This is a genomic window from Acidovorax sp. FG27 (genome assembly GCF_040365715.1).
In the GTDB taxonomy this organism is placed as follows: Bacteria; Pseudomonadota; Gammaproteobacteria; order Burkholderiales; family Burkholderiaceae_C; genus Paracidovorax.
The window spans coordinates 1-22964 of sequence record NZ_BAABVY010000004.1; the positions used below are offsets into that span (position 1 = coordinate 1).

19 protein-coding genes are annotated in these 22964 nt (G+C 71.2%); 14 read left to right on the plus strand and 5 right to left on the minus strand.

What is annotated here, in order from left to right:
• The 6 genes from ABWV53_RS02975 to ABWV53_RS03000 all read left to right on the plus strand — a co-directional run.
• Positions 1 to 628 (plus strand): DALR anticodon-binding domain-containing protein (locus ABWV53_RS02975; protein WP_353362806.1); only part of this gene is annotated, 628 nt, incomplete at its 5' end.
• A gap of 20 nt (positions 629 to 648) precedes the next feature.
• A complete protein-coding gene (locus ABWV53_RS02980; RefSeq protein WP_353363085.1) occupies positions 649 to 1347 on the plus strand; it encodes an SPOR domain-containing protein in 699 nt (232 codons plus the stop codon).
• A gap of 105 nt (positions 1348 to 1452) precedes the next feature.
• On the plus strand, positions 1453 to 2109 hold the full coding sequence (locus ABWV53_RS02985; protein WP_353362808.1) for a thiol:disulfide interchange protein DsbA/DsbL: 657 nt from the start codon (positions 1453 to 1455) through the stop codon (positions 2107 to 2109).
• A 374-nt stretch (positions 2110 to 2483) separates the two neighbouring features.
• Complete coding sequence (lptA, locus tag ABWV53_RS02990; protein ID WP_353362810.1) at positions 2484 to 3152, plus strand: lipopolysaccharide transport periplasmic protein LptA; 669 nt, start codon at positions 2484 to 2486, stop codon at positions 3150 to 3152.
• A gap of 71 nt (positions 3153 to 3223) precedes the next feature.
• Entirely contained in the window at positions 3224 to 3955 is a 732-nt protein-coding gene (gene lptB, locus ABWV53_RS02995) for an LPS export ABC transporter ATP-binding protein (RefSeq protein ID WP_353363087.1), read from the plus strand.
• A gap of 88 nt (positions 3956 to 4043) precedes the next feature.
• Positions 4044 to 5645: an RNA polymerase factor sigma-54 gene (locus tag ABWV53_RS03000; RefSeq protein ID WP_353362812.1), complete on the plus strand. Its 1602-nt coding sequence runs from the start codon at positions 4044 to 4046 to the stop codon at positions 5643 to 5645.
• Between the two features lie 24 nt (positions 5646 to 5669).
• On the opposite strand, the gene ABWV53_RS03005 is transcribed toward ABWV53_RS03000, so the two are convergent.
• Both ABWV53_RS03005 and ABWV53_RS03010 read right to left on the minus strand, forming a co-directional pair.
• A complete protein-coding gene (locus tag ABWV53_RS03005; protein WP_353362814.1) occupies positions 5670 to 6266 on the minus strand; it encodes a TspO/MBR family protein in 597 nt (198 codons plus the stop codon).
• A gap of 255 nt (positions 6267 to 6521) precedes the next feature.
• Complete coding sequence (locus ABWV53_RS03010) at positions 6522 to 8393, minus strand: methyl-accepting chemotaxis protein (protein ID WP_353362816.1); 1872 nt, start codon at positions 8391 to 8393, stop codon at positions 6522 to 6524.
• Between the two features lie 196 nt (positions 8394 to 8589).
• On the opposite strand from ABWV53_RS03010, the gene ABWV53_RS03015 reads away from it, so the two are divergent.
• Positions 8590 to 9885: a THUMP domain-containing class I SAM-dependent RNA methyltransferase gene (locus ABWV53_RS03015; protein ID WP_353362818.1), complete on the plus strand. Its 1296-nt coding sequence runs from the start codon at positions 8590 to 8592 to the stop codon at positions 9883 to 9885.
• On the plus strand, positions 9875 to 10363 hold the full coding sequence (locus ABWV53_RS03020; protein WP_353362820.1) for a putative toxin-antitoxin system toxin component, PIN family: 489 nt from the start codon (positions 9875 to 9877) through the stop codon (positions 10361 to 10363). The genes ABWV53_RS03015 and ABWV53_RS03020 overlap by 11 nt, the downstream gene beginning before the upstream one ends.
• A 32-nt stretch (positions 10364 to 10395) precedes the next feature.
• On the opposite strand, the gene ABWV53_RS03025 is transcribed toward ABWV53_RS03020, so the two are convergent.
• Both ABWV53_RS03025 and ABWV53_RS03030 read right to left on the minus strand, forming a co-directional pair.
• Complete coding sequence (locus tag ABWV53_RS03025) at positions 10396 to 12438, minus strand: ABC transporter ATP-binding protein/permease (protein ID WP_502903823.1); 2043 nt, start codon at positions 12436 to 12438, stop codon at positions 10396 to 10398.
• Positions 12439 to 12607: 169 nt separating this feature from the next.
• Positions 12608 to 13393 (minus strand): IclR family transcriptional regulator domain-containing protein, encoded by a 786-nt coding sequence (locus tag ABWV53_RS03030; protein WP_353362822.1) that lies wholly within the window; start codon positions 13391 to 13393, stop codon positions 12608 to 12610.
• Between the two features lie 210 nt (positions 13394 to 13603).
• On the opposite strand from ABWV53_RS03030, the gene ABWV53_RS03035 reads away from it, so the two are divergent.
• From ABWV53_RS03035 to ABWV53_RS03060, 6 genes are all read left to right on the plus strand, one after another.
• Positions 13604 to 14527 carry a shikimate dehydrogenase family protein gene (locus ABWV53_RS03035; RefSeq protein WP_353362824.1) on the plus strand — a complete coding sequence of 308 codons (924 nt, stop codon included), beginning with the start codon at positions 13604 to 13606 and terminating at the stop codon, positions 14525 to 14527.
• Between the two features lie 250 nt (positions 14528 to 14777).
• Entirely contained in the window at positions 14778 to 15611 is an 834-nt protein-coding gene (locus ABWV53_RS03040; protein ID WP_353362826.1) for a shikimate dehydrogenase family protein, read from the plus strand.
• Positions 15612 to 15802: 191 nt separating this feature from the next.
• Positions 15803 to 17002, plus strand: a complete 1200-nt coding sequence (locus tag ABWV53_RS03045; RefSeq protein WP_353362828.1) for a lyase family protein — start codon at positions 15803 to 15805, stop codon at positions 17000 to 17002.
• A 255-nt stretch (positions 17003 to 17257) separates the two neighbouring features.
• Complete coding sequence (locus ABWV53_RS03050; protein WP_353362830.1) at positions 17258 to 19171, plus strand: bifunctional sugar phosphate isomerase/epimerase/4-hydroxyphenylpyruvate dioxygenase family protein; 1914 nt, start codon at positions 17258 to 17260, stop codon at positions 19169 to 19171.
• Positions 19172 to 19231: 60 nt separating this feature from the next.
• Positions 19232 to 20656, plus strand: a complete 1425-nt coding sequence (locus ABWV53_RS03055) for an MFS transporter (protein WP_353362832.1) — start codon at positions 19232 to 19234, stop codon at positions 20654 to 20656.
• Positions 20657 to 20778: 122 nt separating this feature from the next.
• Positions 20779 to 22092, plus strand: a complete 1314-nt coding sequence (locus ABWV53_RS03060; RefSeq protein WP_353362834.1) for a UDP-N-acetylglucosamine 1-carboxyvinyltransferase — start codon at positions 20779 to 20781, stop codon at positions 22090 to 22092.
• A gap of 13 nt (positions 22093 to 22105) precedes the next feature.
• Here the strand turns inward: ABWV53_RS03060 and ABWV53_RS03065 are convergent, their stop codons facing one another.
• Positions 22106 to 22936 (minus strand): BUD32 family EKC/KEOPS complex subunit, encoded by an 831-nt coding sequence (locus ABWV53_RS03065; protein ID WP_353362836.1) that lies wholly within the window; start codon positions 22934 to 22936, stop codon positions 22106 to 22108.
• Between the last annotated feature and the right edge of the window lie 28 nt (positions 22937 to 22964).

Genomic DNA, 22964 nt, shown 5'->3' on the forward strand with positions numbered 1-22964 from the left:
CGGCCTGCAGGCGGCCGATGCCGGCATTCCGCAGGGCTACCCCGACTACGTGCTGCACACCATGGTGCGGGTGGTCAAGGGCGGCGAAGAGGTCAAGATCAGCAAGCGCGCGGGCAGCTACGTCACCCTGCGCGACCTGATCGAGTGGACCAGCAAGGACGCCGTGCGGTTCTTTTTGCTCAGCCGCAAGCCCGATACCGAATACACCTTCGACATCGACCTGGCCGTGGCGCAGAACAACGACAACCCCGTCTACTACGTGCAGTACGCCCATGCGCGCATCCAGTCGGTTCTGCGCGCCTGGGCAGAGGCCGGTGGCGCCGGCTTGGCGGCGCTGGGCACCGTGGATCTGTCGGCGCTGGAGGGCCCGCAGGCCCAGGCGCTGATGCTGCAGCTGGCCAAGTACCCCGAGATGCTGACGGCCGCCGCCGAGGGCGAGGCCCCGCATGACGTGACCTTCTACCTGCGCGACCTGGCCGCCAGCTATCACAGCTACTACGACGCCGAGCGCATCCTGGTGGAGGACGAGGCCGTCAAGCAGGCGCGGCTTGCGCTGGTCGCCGCCACCGCACAGGTGCTGCACAATGGTTTGAAGGTGCTGGGCGTGAGCGCGCCCGCCAGAATGTGAAACAACCCATGGCTAGCCAAATGAAGAAACAGCAGCGCGGAGGCACCGCCGTCGGGCTCATCGTCGGGATGATCATCGGCCTGGGCGCCGCGCTGGGCGTGGCCGTGTACGTCACCAAGGTGCCCGTGCCCTTCCTGAACAAGGGCAGCTCGCGCAATTCCGACCAGGACGAGGCCCAGCGCAACAAGAACTGGGACCCGAATTCGCCCCTGTACGGCAAGAACCCGGCGCGGCCGGCAGCTTCTGCCGCGCCGAGTGCCGCCGGCACCGACCCGGCGGCGGTCACGCCCGCCACCGGCACCGTCACCGCGCCGCCGGTGACCGCTGCCACCACGGCGCCCACGCCCCGGGGCGCCGCCAGCAAGCCGGCCACGGCCGGCAAGCCCGGCACCAGCGCCGATCCGCTGGGCGACCTGGCCAAGGCGCGCTCGGCCGCCAGCCCGGCCGCCGTGGCCGCGCCTGCCGCCGCCGGCGGCGCCGACCCGTTCGACTATTTCGTGCAGGCCGGTGCCTTCCGCACCCAGGGCGACGCCGACGCCCAGCGCGCCAAGATGGCCATGCTGGGCTGGGAGGCCCGGGTGAGCGAGCGCGAGCAGAACGGCCGCACCGTGTACCGCGTGCGCGTCGGCCCGTTCGCCAAGCGCGACGACGCCGAGTCGCTGAAAGACAAGCTCGACGGCGCGGGCGTCGAATCCGCCCTGGTGCGCGTGCAGCGCTGACGGCCGAAAAGTGTGCGCGGGCGCACAGTCCGCGCCACCTGCCGACGAAACTTTGCGGCCCCCGGCTGCTCACAACCTTCTGATCGACCAAGGAGTGAAATCTTCATGAAACGCCGCGAGTTCTCCCTGTCCGCCGCCACGGCCCTGGCCGCTTCCGCCGCCACGCTGCCGCTGGCCACGCCCGCCTTCGCGCAGGCCCGCCAGTTCAAGGAAGGCAAGGACTACACCAAGCTCGCCAAGCCCGCACCCGTCGATGCGCCCGCCGGCAAGGTCGAGGTGATCGAGTTCTTCTGGTACAGCTGCCCGCACTGCAATGCCTTCGAGCCCGCGCTCGAGGCCTGGATCAAGGCGGCCCCCAAGGACCTGCTGATCCGCCGCATCCCGGTGGCGTTCAACGCCAGCTTCGTGCCCCAGCAGAAGCTCTACTTCGCGCTCGAGAACATGGGCAAGCTGCCCGAGGTGCACGCCAAGGTGTTCCGCGCCGTGCACGTCGAGCGCCTGCCGCTCAACAAGGACGAGCTGATCTTCGACTGGATCGGCAAGCAGGGCGTGGACGTCGCCAAGTTCAAGGAAACCTACAACTCCTTCGGCGTCTCCAGCCAGGTGCGCAAGGCCTCCCAGCTGCAGGAGGCCTATGGCGTGGAAGGCGTGCCCTCGATGGGCGTGGCCGGCCGCTACTACACCGACGGCACCATGGCTGGCAACATGCAGAGCGTGCTGCAGGTGGTGGACTACCTGGCGGGCGTGGCGCGCAAGGGCTGATAGGCCGCGGCCGGGCGGGCGGCAGGCCCGGCCGCCCCCGTGCTCCATGCGGCCTTACCGGCCATCGGCGCGCCCCCGGGCGCGCTTTTTCATGGGCGCCTGCGAGCCGTCGTCCCCATGCGGCGCACCATCATCATTGCTATTATTTCAATAGCTACTGGCGCTTATCGGATAAGCGCTGGAGGCTGTTTTGACAGGGAATCTGGCCGCTTCGTGCGCCATGCCGGGCCGGCGCGTGGGGTCGTATGCCGCGCGGTCGGGTGGCGGCGCGTGCATGATGCGGGTCGGCCGAAGGGCCCTTCCCGCCACCAGCGCCGCCCCACCCGCGAACGGTCGGTAAACGGTCGGTACAATGTCTGCAAGATTCGTGCCCTATGAGAAACAGACTCCTCCCGCTGATTGTGCTCTCCGCGCTGGCCCTGGCCTCGTGGGGCGCCCGTGCCGAAAAGGCCGACCGCAACAAGCCCATGAACATCGAGGCCGACGCACTGCGCCACGATGAACTGCAGCAGACCAGCGTCTTCACCGGCCGCGTGGTGCTGACCAAGGGCACCATGGTGCTGCGCGGCGCCCGGCTGGACGTGCGGCAGGACCCCGACGGCTTCCAGTACGGCGTCGTGACCGCCGAGCCCGGCAAGCGCGCCTTCTTCCGCCAGAAGCGCGACACCGTGGCCGGCGCGCCCGACGAATTCGTCGAAGGCGAGGGCCAGACGATCGAATACGACGGCCGCGCAGAGACCGTCAAGCTCATCGGCCGGGCCGAACTGCGCCGCTACCGCGAAGCCACGCTGACCGACGAGATGGCGGGCGCCGTGATCTTCTACAACAGCGTGAGCGACGTGCTGACCGTGGACGGCCAGCGCACCGCGCCGAACGGCACGGCATCCGGCACCCCCGGCGGCCGCGTGCGCGCCGTGCTGGCGCCCAAGGAGCCGGCGGCCGGCGCCGCGCGGCCCACGGCCCCGGCTCCGGCTCCGGCGGCATCGCCCGCACCGGCGCTGCGGCCCAGCACCGATCTCGGCAACGGCGGCGCCAGCAAGTGAGCGAGTCCCTTTCCACCCCGTCCGCCGCTGCGTCCGCCGCCCCGGCGAGCCCGCCGACTGGCGGCAGCCGACTGCAGGCGCTGCACCTGCAGAAGTCCTACGGCAGCCGCAAGGTCGTCAAGGACGTGTCGCTCACCGTGCAAAAGGGCGAGGTCGTCGGCCTGCTGGGCCCCAACGGCGCGGGCAAGACCACGTCGTTCTACATGATCGTCGGGCTGGTGCGCAGCGACGGCGGCGACATCCTCATCGACGGCCAGTCCGTGGCCAACATGCCGATCCACCGCCGCTCGCGGCTGGGGCTGTCGTACCTGCCGCAGGAGGCGTCCATCTTCCGCAAGCTGAACGTGGAAGAGAACGTGCGCGCCGTGCTCGAGCTGCAAAAAGGCGAAGACGGCAAGCCGCTGCCCCGCGCCGAGATCGAGGAGCGCCTGACGGCGCTGCTGCAGGAGCTGCGCGTGGAGCACCTGCGCGCCTCGCCCGCGCTGGCCCTCTCCGGTGGCGAGCGCCGCCGGGTCGAGATCGCCCGCGCCCTCGCCACGCAGCCGCGCTTCATCCTGCTGGACGAGCCCTTCGCCGGCATCGACCCCATCGCCGTGATCGAGATCCAGCGCATCATCGGCTTCCTGAAGGAGCGCGGCATCGGCGTGCTCATCACCGACCACAACGTGCGCGAGACCCTGGGCATCTGCGACCACGCCTTCATCATCAGCGACGGCAACGTGCTGGCGCAGGGAACGCCCTCCGACATCGTGGACAACGCCGAAGTACGCCGGGTGTACCTCGGCGAGCACTTCAGGATGTGAGCATGGCCCCCACGCTTCCCGATTCTCGTGGTTCGCTGCCCCCCAGGGGGGCGCTCGCACCTTGGGGCGGCCCGGCGGTGCTCGAGCGATGAAGCCCGGCCTTTCCCTGCGCGTCTCGCAGCACCTGGCGCTCACGCCCCAGCTGCAGCAGTCGATCCGGCTGTTGCAGCTGTCGACGCTGGAGCTGTCGCAGGAGGTCGAGCAGATGCTCGACGAGAACCCGTTCCTGGAGCGCACGCTCGAAGAGGCGCCGCGCGAGGAGTTCGGGCTGGCGCAGGCCGACACGCCCGTGGCCGACGACGACCGCCACGCCGATGAATCGCTCTACGGCGCGGCGCCCGGCGCGGCGGCCAGCGGCACCGAGGGCGCGGGCGATTCCGACGCGCCGGCCCCGGCCGACGCGGGGGCCGATGCGGCGGGCGCGGCCGAAGCGCCCGACTGGGAGGGCGACGGCACGGTGGATTTCTCCGCCGACGACAGCGAGTGGGGTGGCGACGCGCCGGCGCGCAACCGCACCGGCGAAGGCGACGGCGAGACCGACGCCACCGAACTGGCGCGCAGCCACCAGTCGCTCACCGACTTCCTGCACCGCCAGGCGCTGTCGCTGCGGCTCTCCGCCGTGGACACCGCCGCCCTGCGCTTCTTGATCGAGTCGCTCAACGACGACGGCTACCTGGAAGATCCGCTCGAATCGCTGGCCGCCAGCCTGGCCGGGCCCGACGACGCCGAGCAGATCGAGGAGCTGGTGCACCGCTTCACCGTGGCGCTGCGCCTGCTGCAGAGCCTGGAGCCCACCGGCGTGGGCGCCCGCGGGCTGGCCGAATGCCTGACGCTGCAGCTGCGCGCCCTGGCGGCCGACAAGGAGGCCGATGCCGACGTGCTGCAGACCGCGCTGCGCATCTGCCGGCAGCCGCTGGAGATGCTGGCCAAGCGCGACGTGCGCCGGCTGACGCAGACCTGCGGCGGCGGCAACGAGGAATGCACGCGGGCCGCCATGGCGCTGATCGCACGGCTGGAGCCGCGCCCCGGCCGGCGCTTCGCCAACGTGGAGCGCAACATCGTCGTGCCCGACGTCATCGTCAGGAAGACCGGGCGCGGCGCGCAGCAGAATTTCAGCGTGCAGCTCAACCCCGACGTGATGCCGCGCCTGCGGGTGCACGACGTCTACGCCGGCGCCCTGCGCGGCAACCGGGGCGGCGAAGGCCACCAGGCGCTGCAGCAGCGGCTGCAGGAGGCGCGCTGGTTCATCAAGAACATCCAGCAGCGCTTCGACACCATCCTGCGCGTGTCGCGGGCCATCGTCGACCGGCAGCGCAACTTCTTCGTGCACGGCGAGCTGGCCATGCGCCCGCTGGTGCTGCGCGACATCGCCGACGAACTGGGCCTGCACGAATCCACCATCAGCCGCGTGACCACCGCCAAGTACATGGCCACGCCGCAGGGCACCTACGAGCTGAAGTATTTCTTCGGCTCGGGCCTGGGCACCGAAACGGGCGGCAATGCTTCCAGCACGGCGGTACGCGCGCTCATCAAGCAGTTCGTGTCGGCCGAGAACCCGGCCAAGCCGCTGTCGGACAGCCAGATCGCCGCCATGCTGAAGGAGCAGGGCATCGAATGCGCCCGCCGCACGGTGGCCAAGTACCGCGAGGCGCTCAAGATCGCGCCGGCCAACCTGCGCAAGGCCTTGTGACCCCCCCTTGCGGAGCCGGACGCGTCAGCCGCCCAGCAGCTGCGGATTCATGCGCCAGAGCGTGAAATTCAACGCCGCCGCGAAGCTGATCCAGGCGAGGTACGGCACCAGCAGCGCACCCGCCAGGGGCCGCAGCCGCCAGAAGGCGACCAGCGTCACGGCCACGGCGAGCCACAGCGCGGCGATGTCGAGCAGCGCCCAGCCGCCCTGATGCCACTGGAAGAAGAGCCAGCTCCAGAGCGCGTTCAGCACCAGCTGCACGCCAAAGAGCGCCAGCGCCCGGCGGCGCAAGGGGCTGGCCGGCTGGCGCCACGCCAGCCAGGCGGCCACGCCCATCATGGCGAATAGCGCCGTCCACACCGGCCCGAACACCGAGGGCGGCGGCGCCCAGCCGGGCTGCGCCAGCTGGCCGTAGAACTGCGGCGCCTGCACCGAGGCGATGCTGCCGATGCCGGCGGTGAGAAATGCCAGGGCCAGCCAGCCGATCAGCCCGAGCCAGAGGCGCGCCGGGGAACGCGTGGGAGCGGGGGCGACGGCGGTGGAGGCCGTGGGCGCCGACCCATCGCGCAGGGGATGGGGCGCACGCGAGGAGTGGGTGGCAGGGTGGGTGTGCTTGGTCATCCCGCGATGATCTTGCAAGGGCTCGCCCGGCGGCGCTGCCGCACGCGGCGGCGGCTGTCAGACGGCGCCCCGAGTGTGCGGCCCTCTGCGAAGGTTGCCCAGGATATGCTATTGAATTAATAGCAAGATATCCTTGCGGGATGGGCGCGGGAGGCCTAAAAGATCCTCAATCCTCCATTTCGAGGCACGGCCGCAGGTCGCAGGTCCCTGGTCGTCCGCAGCGCAGGGTGTCGCCATCGGCCGCTCAGCGGCCCGTCATCGCCCGGGTAGCGCACGCTGTGTGGCTGCACCGTGTCGGCTCGCCGCCGGCAGCGCGGCCGCCCCCGCCAGGGCGGCGGCTTCCAGCTTGAAGCCCGCAACCGCGTCGGCCAGTTGCGCGGCCTGCTGCTGCAGCGACTGGGCGGCGGCGGTGGCTTCTTCCACCAGCGCGGCGTTCTGCTGCGTGGCCTGGTCCATCTGGCTCACGGCGCCGCCGATCTCGGCGATGCCGGTGCTCTGCTCCTGGCTGGCGTTGCTGATCTCCGCCACGATGGCGGTGACGCGGCGCACGCTGTCCACCACCTTGTCCATGGTGGCGCCGGCGTCCTGCACCAACCGGCTGCCGGCGGCCACCTGCGCCACCGAATCGTCGATCAGCGCCTTGATCTCCTTGGCGGCGGTGGCGCTGCGCTGGGCCAGCGTGCGCACTTCCGACGCCACCACGGCGAAGCCCCGGCCCTGCTCGCCGGCGCGGGCCGCTTCCACCGCCGCGTTCAGCGCCAGGATGTTGGTCTGGAAGGCGATGCCGTCGATCACGCCGATGATGTCGGCGATCTTGCGCGACGAGGCCTCGATGCCGCCCATGGTCTGCACCACCTGGCCCACTACGGCGCCGCCGTGCGTGGCGACGTCGGAGGCGCCCGTCGCCAGCTGATTGGCCTGGCGCGCGTTCTCGGCGTTCTGCTGCACGGTGGCAGTGAGCTGCTCCATCGCCGCCGCCGTCTCTTCCAGCGAGCTGGCCTGCTGCTCGGTGCGCGCCGACAGATCCTGGTTGCCGCTGGCGATCTCGCTGGTCGACAGGCGCACCGATTCGGACGAGGCACGGATCTGCACCAGCACCGCCGCGATCTTGTCCACGAAGCGGTTGAAGGCGCTGGCGATCTGCGTGAGTTCGTCGCTGCCGTGGGTGGACAGGCGCCGCGTCAGGTCGCCGTCGCCCGAGGCGATGTCTTCCAGCGCGTCGCGCACCAGCCCCAGGCGGCGCAGCTGGTGGCTGACGGCGGCGGTGACCAGCACGACGGCGGCCAGCACGCTCAGCAGCGTGATGACGACGGCCACCTTCAGCAGCGCGGTGACGGACTGCGTGGCCTCGGCGCGGTCGATGGCGATGGCCAGCGTCCAGGGCGTGCCCTGCACCTTGGCGGCATAGAGCAGTTGGTCGGCCCCATCCACCTGCACGTCCGCCCGGCCGCCCGATTCGGCCAGGCGCTGGATCACCGGGGCGTCCAGCGTGTTGGCGATGGCCGAGACGGGCTTGAGCGCCAGTTCCGGCCTGGCATGGGCGAGGATCTTGCCTTCGCCGTCCAGCAGCACCGCGAAGCTCTTGGGAAAGGGCCGGATGGCGCCGACGATGCGGTTCACCGAGTCGAGGAACATGTCGCTGGCCACCACGGCGGTGACCTGGCCGGCCACCTGGACCGGCTCCACGAAGCTGATGGTGAGCTTGCCGGACACGTCCACATAGGCCGGCGTCACCGCCGGGCCGCCCGCCTGCACCGCCTGCCGGTACCAGGGGCGCGCCGTGCCGTCATAGCCGTCGGGCAGCGGCGTGAGCGAGACGCTGCGCTTGTCCGCATAGGTGAAATAGGCCGCGTCGAAGGCGCCGGCCTGCTCCGCCGCTTTGAGGAAGGGCAGCGGATCGGCCTGGTCCACCGCCACCTTCAGCGAGCCGGTGATGCGCTGCTTGTCCTTGACCCACTCGGCCACCTCGCCGGCGCGGTCGCGGGTCAACTGGCCGATGCGGCCGTCCAGGTCGGCCATCGTGTCCCGGCGCACCACGTAGAACGTGGCCAGCGCCAGCGCCAGCAGCGAAAAGACGGTGATGGCGATGCAGATGCCGATGAGGCGCGCGCGCAGGCTTTGGAACATGACGGGGGCTTTGCAAAAAGATACAAATAGGTGATCCATTCTGACGGCTGTTTGATCCATATCAAAGCGGTGCGCCCCTGCATGCGGCAGGTGTGTGCCCCGCCCGCCACGAAGCGCCGGGTGCGCCGGCCCAAGGCCGGGGCGAGGGCGCGGCGCGGGCGGACAACCCGCAGCGCTTATCCTTGGCACCTTCCTTATGAACCATTTGCAACTCTTCCTGCCCTGCGCCGCCGGCGTCGAGGGCTACCTGGCCGACGAGGTCCACGCCATCACGGGCCTGACCGGCCACGACCTGCTGGTCGGGCGCGGCGGCGTGCTGGCACGCGCCGCCTGGCGCGACGCCCTGCGCCTGAACCTGCACAGCCGCCTCGCGCAACGCGTGCTGGTGCAGCTGGCCCACCGCAACTACCGCAACGAAAACGACCTCTACGGCCTGGCGAGCGAGGTGGCCTGGGAGATCTGGTTCACCACGCGCCAGAGCTTCAAGATCGACGTCACCGCCCAGCACAGCCCGCTCACTAGCCTGAACTTCGCGGCGCTGAAGGTGAAGGACGCGGTGGCCGACCGCTTCCGCCACAAGAGCGGCGCGCGGCCCGACGTCAACACGCAGTGGCCCGACGTGCGCATCCACCTGCACCTGACCACCGACGAGGCCACGCTCTACATCGACACCTCGGGCGAGGCGCTCTTCAAGCGCGGCTGGCGCGAGGACAAGGGCGATGCGCCGCTGAAGGAAACGCTGGCCGCCGCGATGATCGCCGCCAGCGGCTGGGACCCGCTGGGCGACGCGCCCGTGCCGCTCTACGACCCCTGCTGCGGCAGCGGCACCATCGCCATCGAGGCCGCGCAGATGGCCTGCAACATTCCCGCCGGCCTGCAGCGGCGCTTCGCCTTCGAGAAGCTGCTGCCGTTCCAGGCCCATGTCTGGTCTGCTATCAAAAGCGAAGCGGAAAGTGCGATAACGACGAGCGCTGCGCCCATTTTTGGCAGTGACGTGTCGCACCGCATGGTGGACTTCGCCCAGCGCAACGCCGAGCGCGCCGGCGTGGCCGGGGCCGTGCAGCTGCGCGGCGGCGACGCCCTGCAGCGCATGCCGCCCACCGAGCAGCCCGGCGTGCTGCTGCTGAACCCACCCTATGGCGAGCGCATCGCCGCCGCGGGCTCGGCCGGGCGCAACGCCGCCGAGCGCATGGCCCACCTGGACCGCGCCGGCCGCGAGACCGCGCAGACCGAGGACGGCGGCGAGTTCTTCAGCCAGCTCGCCTCGCACTGGAAGAAGCACTACAGCGGCTGGACCGCCTGGATGCTCACGCCCGACCTGAAGCTGCCCAGCCAGATGCGGCTGAAGGAGTCGCGCCGGGTGCCGATGTGGAACGGCCCCATCGAGTGCCGGCTGTTCCGCTTCGACATGGTCAAGGGCACGGCCCGCGAGCGCGGCCCCCGGGGAACGCCACCGACGTCGCCGCCGGACGGCGCAGCCCATGCCGGTTGAACTGCCGCTGCCCGCCGTGGCGGCGCCGGGCGAGCCCGTGCGGCCGGTGGTGGTGGACACCAACGTCGCGCTCGACCTGATGATCTTTTCCGACCCGCGCACCGCGCCGCTGCGCCAACTGCTGGCCGAAGGGCGCCTGGCCTGGATCGCCACCCCGGTCATGCGCGACGAGCTCGAGCGCGTGCTGGCCTATCCGCACATCGTGGAGCGCATGGACTTCTACCAGGTGGACGCGCCCCGGGTGCTGGCCGCGTTTGACGCCCGGGTGGAGTTGGTGGCGGTCGCGCCCAGGGTGGCCTACGTGTGCAAGGACGCGGACGACCAGAAGTTCATCGACTTGGCCGCGCAGCACCGCGCCATCCTGCTCAGCAAGGACAAGGCCGTGCTCTGCATGCGCAAGCGGCTGATGACGCTGGGCGCCCAGGTGGCGACAGCCATCGTGCTGGAGCCGTCGCCGGAGCCCGCGGCCGCCGCCTGACGGGCGAGGCGGCTGCTCCGGCCGTCGATCGATCATTCCCGCTCGAACTGGAACCCCTCTGCCGGGTGCAGCGACCAGTTGCCATCGCCCGTCAGCTGCAGCACGTGCGTGTGGTGCGCCAGCACGGCGGCCCGGTGGGCAATGCTGATGAGCGAGGCGCCGCTGCCGCGCAGCCGGGCGTAGAGCAGCGCCTCATTGGTGCTGTCCAGGGCGCTGGTGGCCTCGTCCAGGATGACCACGCGCGGCTGGCGCACCAGCACCCGGGCGAAGGCCAGGCGCTGCTGCTCGCCCATCGACAGCTGCTTTTCCCAGTCGCGCCGCGCCTCCAGCCCGCCGACGCGCTCGGCCAGGTCGGGCAACTGCACGTCGCGCAGCAACTGCAGCAGCTCGGCGTCGGTCAGGTCCGTGCTCTGCGCCGGGTAGATCATCTGGCTGCGCAGCGTGCCGGGCTGCATATAGGGGCGCTGCGGCAGGAAGAACACGTCCTCCAGCGGCGGGTGGTGCACCACCCCCTCGCCGGTGCGCCACAGCCCCGCGATGGCGCGCAGCAGCGAGCTCTTGCCGCAGCCGCTGGCGCCGGTGATCAGCAGGGCGTCGCCCGACTGCAGCTCCAGCGTGAGGTTGCGCACCAGCAGGCGGGCGTAGCCGGGGGTGTAGAGCGTCATGCCCTCGATGGCGAAGCGCTCGCCGGGGCGGGCTTCGATCTCGCTGCGGCGCACGGCGGCGGCAGGCGGCGACAGCGACGCGACCGGTGCCGGGGCCGCGGCGGTGTCCGGGGTGGCGCCGGTGCCGGAGGTGACGGGGAAAGGGGCGGGCGCCACGCTGGCGGTGGCGGTGGCGGTGGCGGCGGTCGCGCCCGCAGCGGTGGCTGGGGTGTCGGCGGCGCTGCCCTCCTGCCGGCGGGCGCGCCGCTGCGCGCGGCGTTCCTGCCGGTGGGCGCGGCGGGCGGCGATCAGGGCCTCCTGGTCGGGCGGCTCGCGGCTGTCGGTCTCGCCCATCAGCGCCTGGCGCAGGGTGTCCAGCCGGCCGATGCCGGCCACGAAGCGGCTCAGGCTCTCGAAGTTGTCCACGATCAGCGACACCGAGGCCAGCACCGCCGCGAAGGCGCCGGCCGCCTGGATGGCGCGGCCCACTTCCATGTCGCCCGACAGCACCGCGTCGGCCAGGATGATGCTGGGGATGACCACCGTCAACTGGCTGAAGGCGCGCTGGAACAGGTTGAGCGAGCGCTGGCGCTTGATGAGCCGTGCGTAGTTGTTGAACACCGCCTGGAAGCTGTGGTCCAGCTGCGCACGCTCCTGCGCCTCGCCCCGGTAGAAGGCGATGGACTCGGCATTCTCGCGCAGCCGCATCAGCCCGAAGCGAAAGTCCGCCTCGCGCCGCAACTGCCAGAAGTTGAGCCGGATCAGCGGCGCGCCGAACACGTAGAGCGCCACCACGGTGCCCAGCAGCGCGTACACCGCAAGGAACGCCACCAGCACCTGCGAGATCGACCACAGCACGGCGCTGAAGGCCACCAGCTGCATCCCCGCTCCGATGAAGATCAGCAGGAAGTGCGTGGACCGGCCGGTGAAGCTGTTGATGTCTTCGCTGATGCGCTGGTCAGGGTTGTCGATGGTGCCCTGCGCGTTCAGGTCGTAGTAGCGGCGGCTGCCCAGGTAGCCGTCGAGGAACCGGTGGGTGAGCCAGCGCCGCCAGTGGTTGGCGAAAGCGTCGCGCATGTAGTAGTAGAAGGCGTACACCGGCACGGCGAAGGCCAGCACGATCAGGCAGGTGCGCACGGCATCCCAGAAGCGGTCGCGGTCCTGCGCGGCGAGGGCCGAGGTCATCTCGCCGCTGCGGTCGATGAGCAGCACGGCCAGGTGGGTCTCCAGCAGCATCAAGAGCACCAGCAGGCCCATCAGGGACCATGCGGCGAACTTCTTGTCGCCCTGCCAGTAGGGCTTGGCCACGTTCATGAACTGGCGCCAGGCGGCCATCGAAAGCGAGGGGGCATGCCGGGACGAATCGGGGGCGCCGGAAGAGTTGTCTGCGGCCACGGGCAAGGGGGCCGCGGCGGTAGCGGTGGAAGGCATGCGGAGCGATCTGAGCCAAGCGGAAGCGCTTGGGTAACGACGATATGCGGCGCCCCGCGCCGGCCCTGTCGGACGCCGCCCACGCGCCGCTACGGACGTGCTCGCGTTTTCCGCAGCCAGCGGGCGAAGGGCGCGCCCCGCCTGCCTGCGCAACCCGCGCGAGGCGGCGTCAGATCATGTTGCGCATGGCCTGCGCCGTCTCGCGCAGCACCGGCAGCACGCGGGCGACCGCGTCTTCCGAGCTCTCGTGGCCCATCGGCATGGTGATGTTGAGCGCGCCCACCAGCACGCCGTGGCGGTCGCGCAGCGGCACGGCGATGCCGCGGGAATTGAGGTCCAGCTGCTGCTCGGACAGCGACCAGCCCTGCGCGCGGATGCGGGCGATCTCCAGCTGCATGCGCTCGGTGCTGGCGATGGTGTGCGGGGTGAACACCTGCAGCGGCCGGCTCGCCAGCCACTGCGCCAGTTCCTCGTCGCTGCGCAGCGCCAGCATCAGGAGGCCGGCGGCGGTGACCTGGGCCGGCACCCGCGCACCCAGCACGTAGCCGGTGCTCATGCTGCGGTTGGGGCCGTTGCGGGCCACGTACACCACTTCGTCGCCGTCCATCACGCTCAGGTAGGCGATCTCGCTGGTGCCCGCCGCCACGCGCTGCAGGAAGGGCTGCACGATGCGCGGCAGCCGGGCCGATTCGAGATAGGAACGCCCCAGGCGCAGCACGCGCGGGGTGAGCCAGAACAGCTTGCCGTCGCTGGCCACGTAGCCCATGTGCTGCAGCGTGAGCAGGTAGCGGCGGGCGGCCGTGCGCGTCATGCCGGTGCGCTGGCCGGCCTGGCTGGCCGTCATGCGCGGGTGCGCGTCGTCGAAGGCCTCGATGATGCTCACGCCGCGCTCCAGCCCCGCGATCCAGTCGCGCTTGTCCAGCCCCGCCGGCGCGGTCGTCTCTTCTGCGTCCATCCACCGAGTTTGCCGTGTGCCGTCTGGCGGAACCCCTGGCGCGGATTACGTGGAAACCCTTAATTTGATCGATGAACGAACGATTCGGTTCGATGATCGATCGTTGTGCGAGAGCGAGGCACGGCGTGGCCGGCCGCCGACGCTATAACCCGGCGCATGCAGCGGCCGCCCGGGTGGGCATGCCGCGCACGGACACTGGAGGCAAAGCCCATGAGCCAACCCATCGCTGGAGACACGCAGCTCTACCTGCTGCCGGGCGACCCCGTGCGCAACGTGCGCCTGCCGCGCATGTTCAACGCGGTGTTCGAGCGCTTCGGCATCGACGCGGTGATGCTGCCCGTGCAGGTGCCGGTACGCGACTTCGCCGTGCATTTCCGCTCGGCCTTCCTGGCGCGCAACGTTCGCGGCATGGTGATCGCACCGCCGCACAAGCCCCGCGTGGTCGATCTGCTGGACAGCTGCGGCCTCTGCGCCCGCGTGGCCGAGTCGGTGAACGTGGTGCGCCGCACCGACGACGGGCAGCTCGAGGGCGACCTGTTCGACGGCGACGGCCTGCTGGACGCGCTCGACTACTACGGCATTCCCTTCCGGGGCAAGCGGGTGTTGATCCTGGGGGCGGGCGTGAGCGCCGCCGCCATCGGCCTGGCGTTGGCCGAGGGCGGCACGGTCAACGGCGCGGAATACATCGCCTTCCACGACACCGTCTCGGGCAAGGCGGCCGGCGTGGCGGCGCAGCTCGACGCCTTCTTCGACGCCACCACCGTGGCCGTGGACAGCAACGCGCCGGAGGGCTTCGATCTGGTCATCAACGCCACGCCGCTGGGCCTGACGGACGGCGATGCCAGCCCGGTGGACGTGCAGCGCATGGACAGCCACGCGGCGCTCTTCGACATCCTGCTGCGCAACCAGCCCACGCCGCTGGTGCGCGCCGCGCGGGCGCGGGGCCTGCACGCGCAGGCCGGCTTCGAGATGCTGATCCAGCAGATGCCGCACTACCTGCGCTACTTCGGCCACCCCGAGGTGGCCGATGCCCTGTGCGAGGACCTCACCTTCCTGCGCGAAGCCATCTATCCGCCGGCCATGCAGGACGAGATCGCGCAGCCCATCCGCTACCGCTCGGCCAACGTGGCCTGAGAAGGTGCGAAAGAACCCGCCATGGCCCACGCGCACCGCCAGAACACGCCCCTTAGGCGTTGCAAATGCTCGCCATAGCCCGGGCCATGGCTGCGCTGTACGCCTTGACGAAACGCGTGGGTGCGGCCCGCCCGGGCGCGCCGGATGCATTCACACCTTCCGAGCTTCTCCGCCACCCCGGCCCGCCCGGTGCCGCCCCGCCGTGGCGCCGTCCCTTCGTCCCTTTCCTTTCTTCGGCTGCGCAACGTCCATGATCTCCGGCAAAACCACGCTCATCGCCCACATCGGCTTTCCCACTGAAACCTTCAAGGCGCCGATGATCTACAACCCCTGGTTCGACAGCCGGGGCATCGACGCGGTGGTCATCCCCATGGGCGTCAGGCCCGAGGACTTCGTCGCATCGCTGCGGCAGATCTTCCGCTTCACCAACCTGCGCGGCGCGCTCATCACCATGCCGCACAAGGTGGTCACCATGTCCCTCGTGGACGAAGTCACGCCGACCGCCCGCATCGCCGGTGCCTGCAATGCCGTGCTGCTGCGGCCCGACGGCACGCTGCTGGGCGACCAGTTCGACGGCGCCGGCTTCGTGCGGGGCGTGGAGCGCAAGGGCCGGCCGTTCGCCGGCGCCCGGGTGCTGGTGTCGGGCTCGGGCGGCGTGGGCTCGGCCATCGCGGCATCGGCCGCGGCGGCCGGCGCGGCCGAGCTGATGCTCTTCGACATGCACGCCCCCTCGGCCGAGGCGCTGGCCGCGCGGCTGCGCGCGCACTACCCCCGGCTCGACGTGCGCACCGGCTCCAACGATCCGGCGGGCTTCGACGTGGTGGTCAACGCCACGCCGCTGGGCATGCGCGAGGGCGACCCGCTGCCTTTCGACGTCGAGCGCATCGATCCATCCACCTTCGTGGGCGAGGTGGTGATGAAGGCCGAATACACGCCGCTGCTGGAGGCCGCGCGCGCCAAGGGCTGCGCGGTGCAGGTGGGCACCGACATGCTGTTCGAGATGATCCCGGCGTACCTGGAGTTCTTCGGCTTCGGATCGGCCTCCCCCGAGGAATTGCGGGCCGTGGCGCGCCTGCACTACTGAGAAGGTGTGAAAGAACCCGCCATGCCCGCTCGCACCGCAAAAACACGCCCCGTCGGCGTTGCAAATGCTCGCCATAGCCCGAGCCATGGCTCCGCTTTGCGCCTTGACGGGACGCGTTTGTGCGGCCCCCTCGGGCGCGCCGGATTCATCACACCTTCTGAACGGCCCCGCGCACCGCAGCGCCGCCCGCCGTGAGCATCTTCGAAGGCTTCCTCTCCACCCCCGAGACGCTGGCGGCGTTCGGCGGCCACGGCATCGTGGCGGGCATGCTGCGCTTCGAGGCCGCCCTGGCCCGCGCGCAGGCGGCCGAGGGGCTGATCCCGGCCGAGGCGGCGCACTCCATCGCCGCCAGCTGCCAGGTCGATCTGTTCGACGTGGCCAAGATCGTGCGCGACAGCGCCCGGGCCGGCAGCGTCGCCATTCCGCTGGTGCGCGCGCTGACCGAGGCCGTGGGCCTGTTCAACCCCGCCGCCGCCCGTCACGTGCATGGCGGCAGCACCAGCCAGGACGTGGTGGACACGGCCATGGCGCTAGCCACCCGCGACGCCCTCGCCTGGATCGACGCCGACCTCGTGCGCGCCATCCAGGCCCTGCTGGCGCTGGCCGAGGCGCATGCCGACCAGCCCATGCTGGCGCGCACGCTGATGCAGCCCGCCTCGGTCACTAGCCTGGGCCTGAAATGCGTGGACTGGGCGGCGCCGCTCGTGCGCGGGCGCCTTCGCCTGCGCGCCGCGGCTGCCCGCGCACTGCAGCTGCAGCTGGGCGGGCCGGTCGGCACGCTGGCGCAGATGCGCGGCCGGGGCGCCGCCGTGCGCCGCCGCATGGCGCAGGACCTGGGCCTGGCCGACCCCGGCGGCAGCTGGCACACCCAGCGCGACGAATGGGTGGCGCTGGGCTGCGAGCTGGGCGTGGTCACCGGCAGCCTGGGCAAGATCGCGGGCGACATCGCCCTGCTGGGCCAGGGGGAAGTGGGCGAAGTGGGCGAGCCCGACGAGCCGGGCCGGGGCGAGGCGACCACCATGCCGCACAAGCGCAACCCGGTCGCGTCGATGGTGGCGCTGGCCGCCGCGCAGCGGGCGCCGCAGCGGGTGGCGGGCCTGCTGGCCGCCATGGTGCAGCAGCAGGAGCGGGCCCTCGGGCCGCTGCAGGCCGAGATCGCCGAATGGCCGCAACTGGTGATGAGCGCGCACGGCAGCGCCCGGGCGCTGGCCACCGCGCTGCCGGGCCTGCGCATCGACGCCGGCCGCATGCGCGAGAACATCGACCGCGTGCGCAGCGGCCTGGAGCGCTGCGCGGCCGACGAATGGTTCTCCCCCGCGCTGGCGGCCGAGGCGGGCGCCCTGGCGCGTGCGCAGGTGCCGGCCCTGCGTGCGCGGCTCGACGTGTGCTGACTTAGGTCAATCCCGCAATCCGTGCGAATGTCGAACGCAGTTGATCGATCATCGAACGCGGTGGTGGGCACGTGGATTGCTGGCGCGCAGGCCGGCTCCTACATTGCGGCCATGGTTTTCGCCCTCCCATCCCGTGCCTTCCTCCGCGCCGTCGCTTCGTTGCCGGCCAGCGGCTGCGGCGCCCCCCCACACGCCGGCGCCACGCCGCTTCACGCCTGACCGGCTCTGCCCGCGCCCACGCCTTTTTCGTAGTCCATGCATCGCTCCATCGCCACCGTCTCGCTCAGCGGCACCCTGCGCCAGAAGCTCGAAGCCATCGCCGCCGCCGGGTTCGACGGTGTCGAGCTGTTCGAGGCCGACTTCATCCACTTCAACGGCTCGGCGGCCGAGCTGCGCCGCATCGTGGCCGACCTGGGCCTGTCCATCGACCTCTACCAGCCGCTGCGCGACATGGAGGGGCTGAGCGACGCCGACTTCGCCCGCGCGCTGGAGCGCGCCGAGGCCAAGTTCGACCTGATGCAGGAGCTGGGCGCGCCGCTGGTGCTGTGCTGCTCCAACGCGCTGCCGCAGGCCATCGATGACCCGGCGCGGGCCGCCGCCCAGCTGCACGTCGTGGCCGAGCGCGCAGCGCGGCGCAACCTGCGCGTGGGCTACGAGGCGCTGGCCTGGGGCCGCCACACCTCGCGCTTCGGCCAGGCGTGGGACATCGTGCGCCGCGCCGACCATCCGCACCTCGGGCTGATCCTCGACAGCTTCCACACCCTGTCGCTGCGCGACGACCCCGCGCCCCTCGCCGGCATTCCGGGCGACCGCATTTTCTTCGTGCAGATGGCCGACGCGCCGCTGATGTCGCTGGACGTGCTGCAGTGGGCGCGCCACCACCGGGTGTTCCCGGGCCAGGGCGACTTCGACGTGATCGGCTTCTTCGAGCAGGTGCTGCGCGCCGGCTACACCGGGCCGCTGTCGCTGGAGATCTTCAACGACCTGTTCCGCGAGACGCCCAACCGCCGCACGGCGGTAGACGCCATGCGCTCGCTGCTGTACCTGGAGAGCGAGGCCCGCCAGCGCCTGGCGCCTGCGGCCGGCGAGGCGTCCCCGCCGGCCCCGCCGCTGCGGGTGGAGCTGTTCAACCCGCCCGCCGTGCCGGCGTTGTCCGGCATCTCGTTCATCGAATGGGCGGCGGACGAGGCCGGCGCCGCCGCGCTGGACGCGGTGCTGCGGCAGCTGGGCTTCGTGCACGCCGGCCGCCACCGCTCCAAGGCCGTCAGCCTCTACCGGCAGGGCGGCATCCACCTCATCGTCAACGCCCAGCCCGATTCGTTCGCGCGCGGCCGCTTCGAGGCGCACGGCCTGTCGGTCTGCGCGCTGGGCCTGCACTGCGCCGACCCGGTGGCGGCCCTGGGCCGCGCCAAGGCCATGCGCTCGCAGCCCTACGACAGCCCGCTCGGCCCGCACGAGCAGCGGGTGCCCGCCATCGTGGCGCCCGGCGGCAATCTGCTGCATTTCGTGCCGGCCTCGCTCGGCGCGCACGGGCTGTTCGAGGCGGACTTCATCCTGGACGGCGAGCCGGGCGAAGCCGCCGCCGGCCTGCGCCGCATCGACCACGTCACCCTGGGGCTGGCGCAGGACCAGCGCGACACCTGGGCGCTGTTCACCCGCGCCGTGCTGGGGCTGGAGGTGCTGGAGAGCCAGAACCTGACCGACCCGTTCGGCCTGGTGCGCAGCCAGGGCGCGGCCAATGCCGACCGCAGCGTGCGCCTGGTGCTCAACGTGCCGCTCAGCCAGCGCACCGCCACGGCGCGGCAGCTGGGCCTGACGGGCGGCGGCGCGGTGCACCACATCACCTTCGAGAGCGACGACATCTTCGCCTCGGTCGCCACCCTGCGGGCGCGGGGCGTGCGCTTCGTGCCGGTGTCGGGCAACTACTACGACGACCTGGCGAGCCGGCTCGATTTGCCGCCGGGCCTGCTCGCCCGCCTGCGGTCGGCCGGCGTGCTGCTGGACCGCTCCGCGGCCGGCGACTACCTGCATGCCTATACCGAGCGCGTGGCGGGCGGCCTCTTCTTCGAGATCGCGCAGCGCACCGGCGGCTACGACGGCTGGGGCGCCCCCAACGCGGCGGTCCGCTTCGCGTCGGAGGCCCAGAACGCGCAGTCCGCCGGGCGCTGACCGCACCCCCCGCCCCATCCCGAGCACAACGATTCCTTCGTCCAACACTGGAGACAAACCATGGCCCATCCCACTCCCGCCGAGCCGCAAGGCCGGCACCAGTCCAAGAAGGCCGCCGCCAGCGGCTGGATCGGCTCCGCGCTGGAGTACTACGACTTCTTCATCTACGCCACCGCGGCGGCGCTGATCTTTCCGCAGATCTTCTTCCCCAAGGGCGACCCGGCGATCGCCATCATCGCGTCGCTGGCGACCTACGGCGTGGGCTACGTGGCGCGCCCCATCGGCGCCTTCGTGCTGGGCCACATCGGCGACACGCACGGGCGCAAGCAGGTGCTGGTGTGGTGCATGTTCCTCATGGGCTTTTCCACCATCGCCGTGGGCCTGCTGCCCACCTACGACCAGATCGGCCTGTGGGCGCCCGCGTTGCTGGTGCTGATGCGCCTGATCCAGGGCTTCGCCGTGGCCGGTGAAATTTCGGGCGCCAGCTCGATGATCCTGGAGCACGCGCCGTTCGGGCGGCGCGGCTTCTTCGCCAGCTTCACGCTGCAGGGCGTGCAGGCGGGCCAGATCCTGGCCGCCGCCGTGTTCCTGCCGCTGGCGCACTACATGCCCACCGAGCAGTTCAACAGCTGGGGCTGGCGCATTCCGTTCCTGCTGAGCTTCATCGTCATCATCGCCGGCTGGATCATCCGCCGCGAAGTCTCCGAGACGCCGGCCTTCACCGACAAGACGGAGCAGAAGCAGCGCGCGCGCTCGCCCGTCGTCGATGCCTTCAAGTACAACCTGGCCGACATGCTGCGCGTGGTCTGCATGGCGCTGATGAACGTGATTCCCGTGGTCGCCACCATCTTCGGCGCCGCCTACGCGGTGCAGCCGGCCTACGGCATCGGCTTCGCCAAGGACATCTACCTGTGGATTCCGGTGCTGGGCAACATCCTGGCCGTGCTGGTGATCCCCTTCGTCGGCAACCTGTCCGACAAGATCGGCCGCCGCCCGCCCATCATCGTCGGCGCGCTGCTCTCGGGCCTGCTGGCGTTCGGCTACCTCTATGCCATCAGCATCCGCAACGTGCCGCTGGCCATCTGCATGTCGCTCTTGATGTGGGGCGTGGTGTACCAGGGCTACAACGCAGTGTTCCCTTCGTTCTACCCCGAGCTGTTCCCCACCCGCACCCGCGTGTCGGCCATGGCCATCTCGCAGAACGTGGGCACGGCCATCACAGCCATGCTGCCCGCGCTGTTCACGGCCGTGGCGCCTCCCGGCTCCACCAACATCTGGCTGACGGTGGGCGCCATCGCCTTCGGCATCACGGTGATCTCGGCGGTGGCCGCCTTCTCGGCGCGCGAGACCTTCCGCGTGCCCATGCGTGACCTGGGCGACCCGAACGCCGTGCCGGTGCCGGAGCAGGAATACCACCGCCTGCGCGGCGAGGCGCTGGCGCAGTCCGCGGCGGCCTCCACGGCGGGCGTGGCCCGGCAGGGGTAAAGTGCGCGGTTCGTGACGCGGCCCGCCAGGGCGGCGTTCCGGCGCCAGGACCGTTCGCGCGGTCCTGGCGCTTCGTCTTTTTTGCGCCCCGTTCCGCCCACCTCCCGCATTCCTCGCCACCCATGTCCAACCTCATCGTGCACGGCGGCACGCCGCTTCGCGGCCGCATCATTCCGTCCGCCAACAAGAACGCCGTGCTGCCGGTGCTCTGCGCCACGCTGCTCACCCGCGCGCCACTGCGCCTGCTGGGCGTGCCCGACATCACCGACGTGCGCAAGATCCTGGACATCTTCCGCACCCTGGGCAGCCATGTGCAGTGGGACCACGTCCAGGGCACGCTGGAGCTGCACCACGACGCCACCCGGTTCGACGCCGCCAGCCACCGCCTGCCCGAGGAGATGCGCTCGTCCATCATGCTGGTGCCGCCCCTCCTGGCGCGCTTCGGCGTGGCGCGGCTGGAAGACAACGTCAAGGGCTGCACGCTGGGCGTGCGCGAGATCGACCCGCACGTGGAGGTGTTCCGCAGCTTCGGCGCCAGCGTGGAGCGGGCAGAAGGCTCGCTGCTGGTGCGCGGCCCCGCGGGCGCGCCCGCGGCGCTGCAGCCCACCGACCACTGGCTGGACTACGCATCCGTCACCACCACCGAGAACTTCGTGCTCTGCGCTGCCGGCGCCAAGGGCGTGTCCACGCTCACCAACGCCGCGTGCGAGCCGCACGTGCAGGAATTCTGCCGCTTCATGGCCCTGCTGGGCGTGCGCATCGACGGCATCGGCACCTCGCGCCTGACGGTGCATGGCGGCGCGGCGCTGGGCGGCGGCGAATTCCGGTTCGACGAAGACTTCCACGAGATCACCACCTTCCTGGCGCTGGGCGCCATCACCGGCGGCGAGGTGGTCGTCAGGAACAGCGCGCCGGAGAACTTCCCGCTCATCGACCGCACCTTCGCCAAGTTCGGGGTGCGCATCGTGCATGAAGGCGGCTGGTCGCGCGCGGTGCCGGGCGGCCCGCTGAAGGTGCAGACGCCCTTCACCAGCAACGTGCTGACCAAGGTGGAGGCGGCGCCCTGGCCGTACTTTCCGGTCGATCTGCTGCCGATCTTCATCGCCCTGGGCGTGCGGGCCGAGGGCAATGCCATGTTCTGGAACAAGGTGTACGACGGCGCCCTGAGCTGGACGGGCGAGCTGTCGAAATTCGGCGCCCACGTGTTCTCGTCCGACCCGCACCGCATCGTCACCTTCGGCGGCGGGCCGCTCACGCCGGCCGTGGTGGAGAGCCCCTACATCATCCGCGTGGCGATCGCGCTCTTCATGGTGGCGGCCAGCATCCCGGGCCGCTCGGAGATCCGCCACGCCGCGCCCATCCGCCGGGCGCATCCGCGCTTCGTGGAAAACCTGCGCAGCCTGGGCGTGCAGGTGGAGTGGACCAGCGAAGAGTGAGCGCGGCCGCCCGTCAGCCTGCGGGCGGCTGGGGCGCCATCAGGTCGTAGGCCGCCCGCAGGCGCTGCGCGTCCCGGCCCCAGCGGCGGTCCTGCGGCAGATGGCGCAGCCAGCCCAGCCGCCGCACGGTGGTGGCCAGCTCGGCGCCGAAGCCCTCGGCGCGGCCGGGCTGCATCAGCCAAGCGGTCCAGAGCGCACGCGCGTCTTCCAGCGCGCCGCATTCCGCCAGGTAGATGGCGGTGGAATGCGCATAGCAGAGCGCGTCGCGCACCTGGCAGGTGGCCAGCGGCAGCGCGGCGGCCGGGTCGTCCTCGAAGTCGACGTAGGCCACCACGCCCGCGGCGTCGCGCACCAGATTGCGGGCGAAGGCCTGGCTCAGGCACGTGCCCTCGCCGTGCACCCGGGCGATGGCGTCCAGCCCCAGGCGCCACAGCGCCAGCACCGGCGCGGCCCCTTGCGGCACGGCGCGGTGGATCTCGTTGCCGAGCGAGGGCATGTCCTGCCCCGGCCGGCCCAGGTGGCGCATCAGAAAGCCGTCGCGGCGTGCCGCCAGCACCTCCGGGGCGCGCAGGCCGCGCGCCTCGAAGTCGCGCAGCCGGCGCACTTCGGTGGCGACCGCCTGGGTGCCGCCCGGGTTGGGCACGGGGCGCAGGGCCGGCAGCCGCAGCAGCCCGGCCAGCAGCGCGAGGCCGCGGTAGCGCCAGGGGCCGATGCCGGGGCCGGCCCGCTTGATCCACACCTGCTGATCGCCCAGCGGGTAGCTGGCGATGGGCGGCGCCTGCAGCGGCAGCCGCTCGTCGAGAAAGGCAGCGTAGTCGGGCGCGGTGGCGGGGGGCTGGAGCATGGCAGGGCAGCGGGCTGGGCGGGCAGGG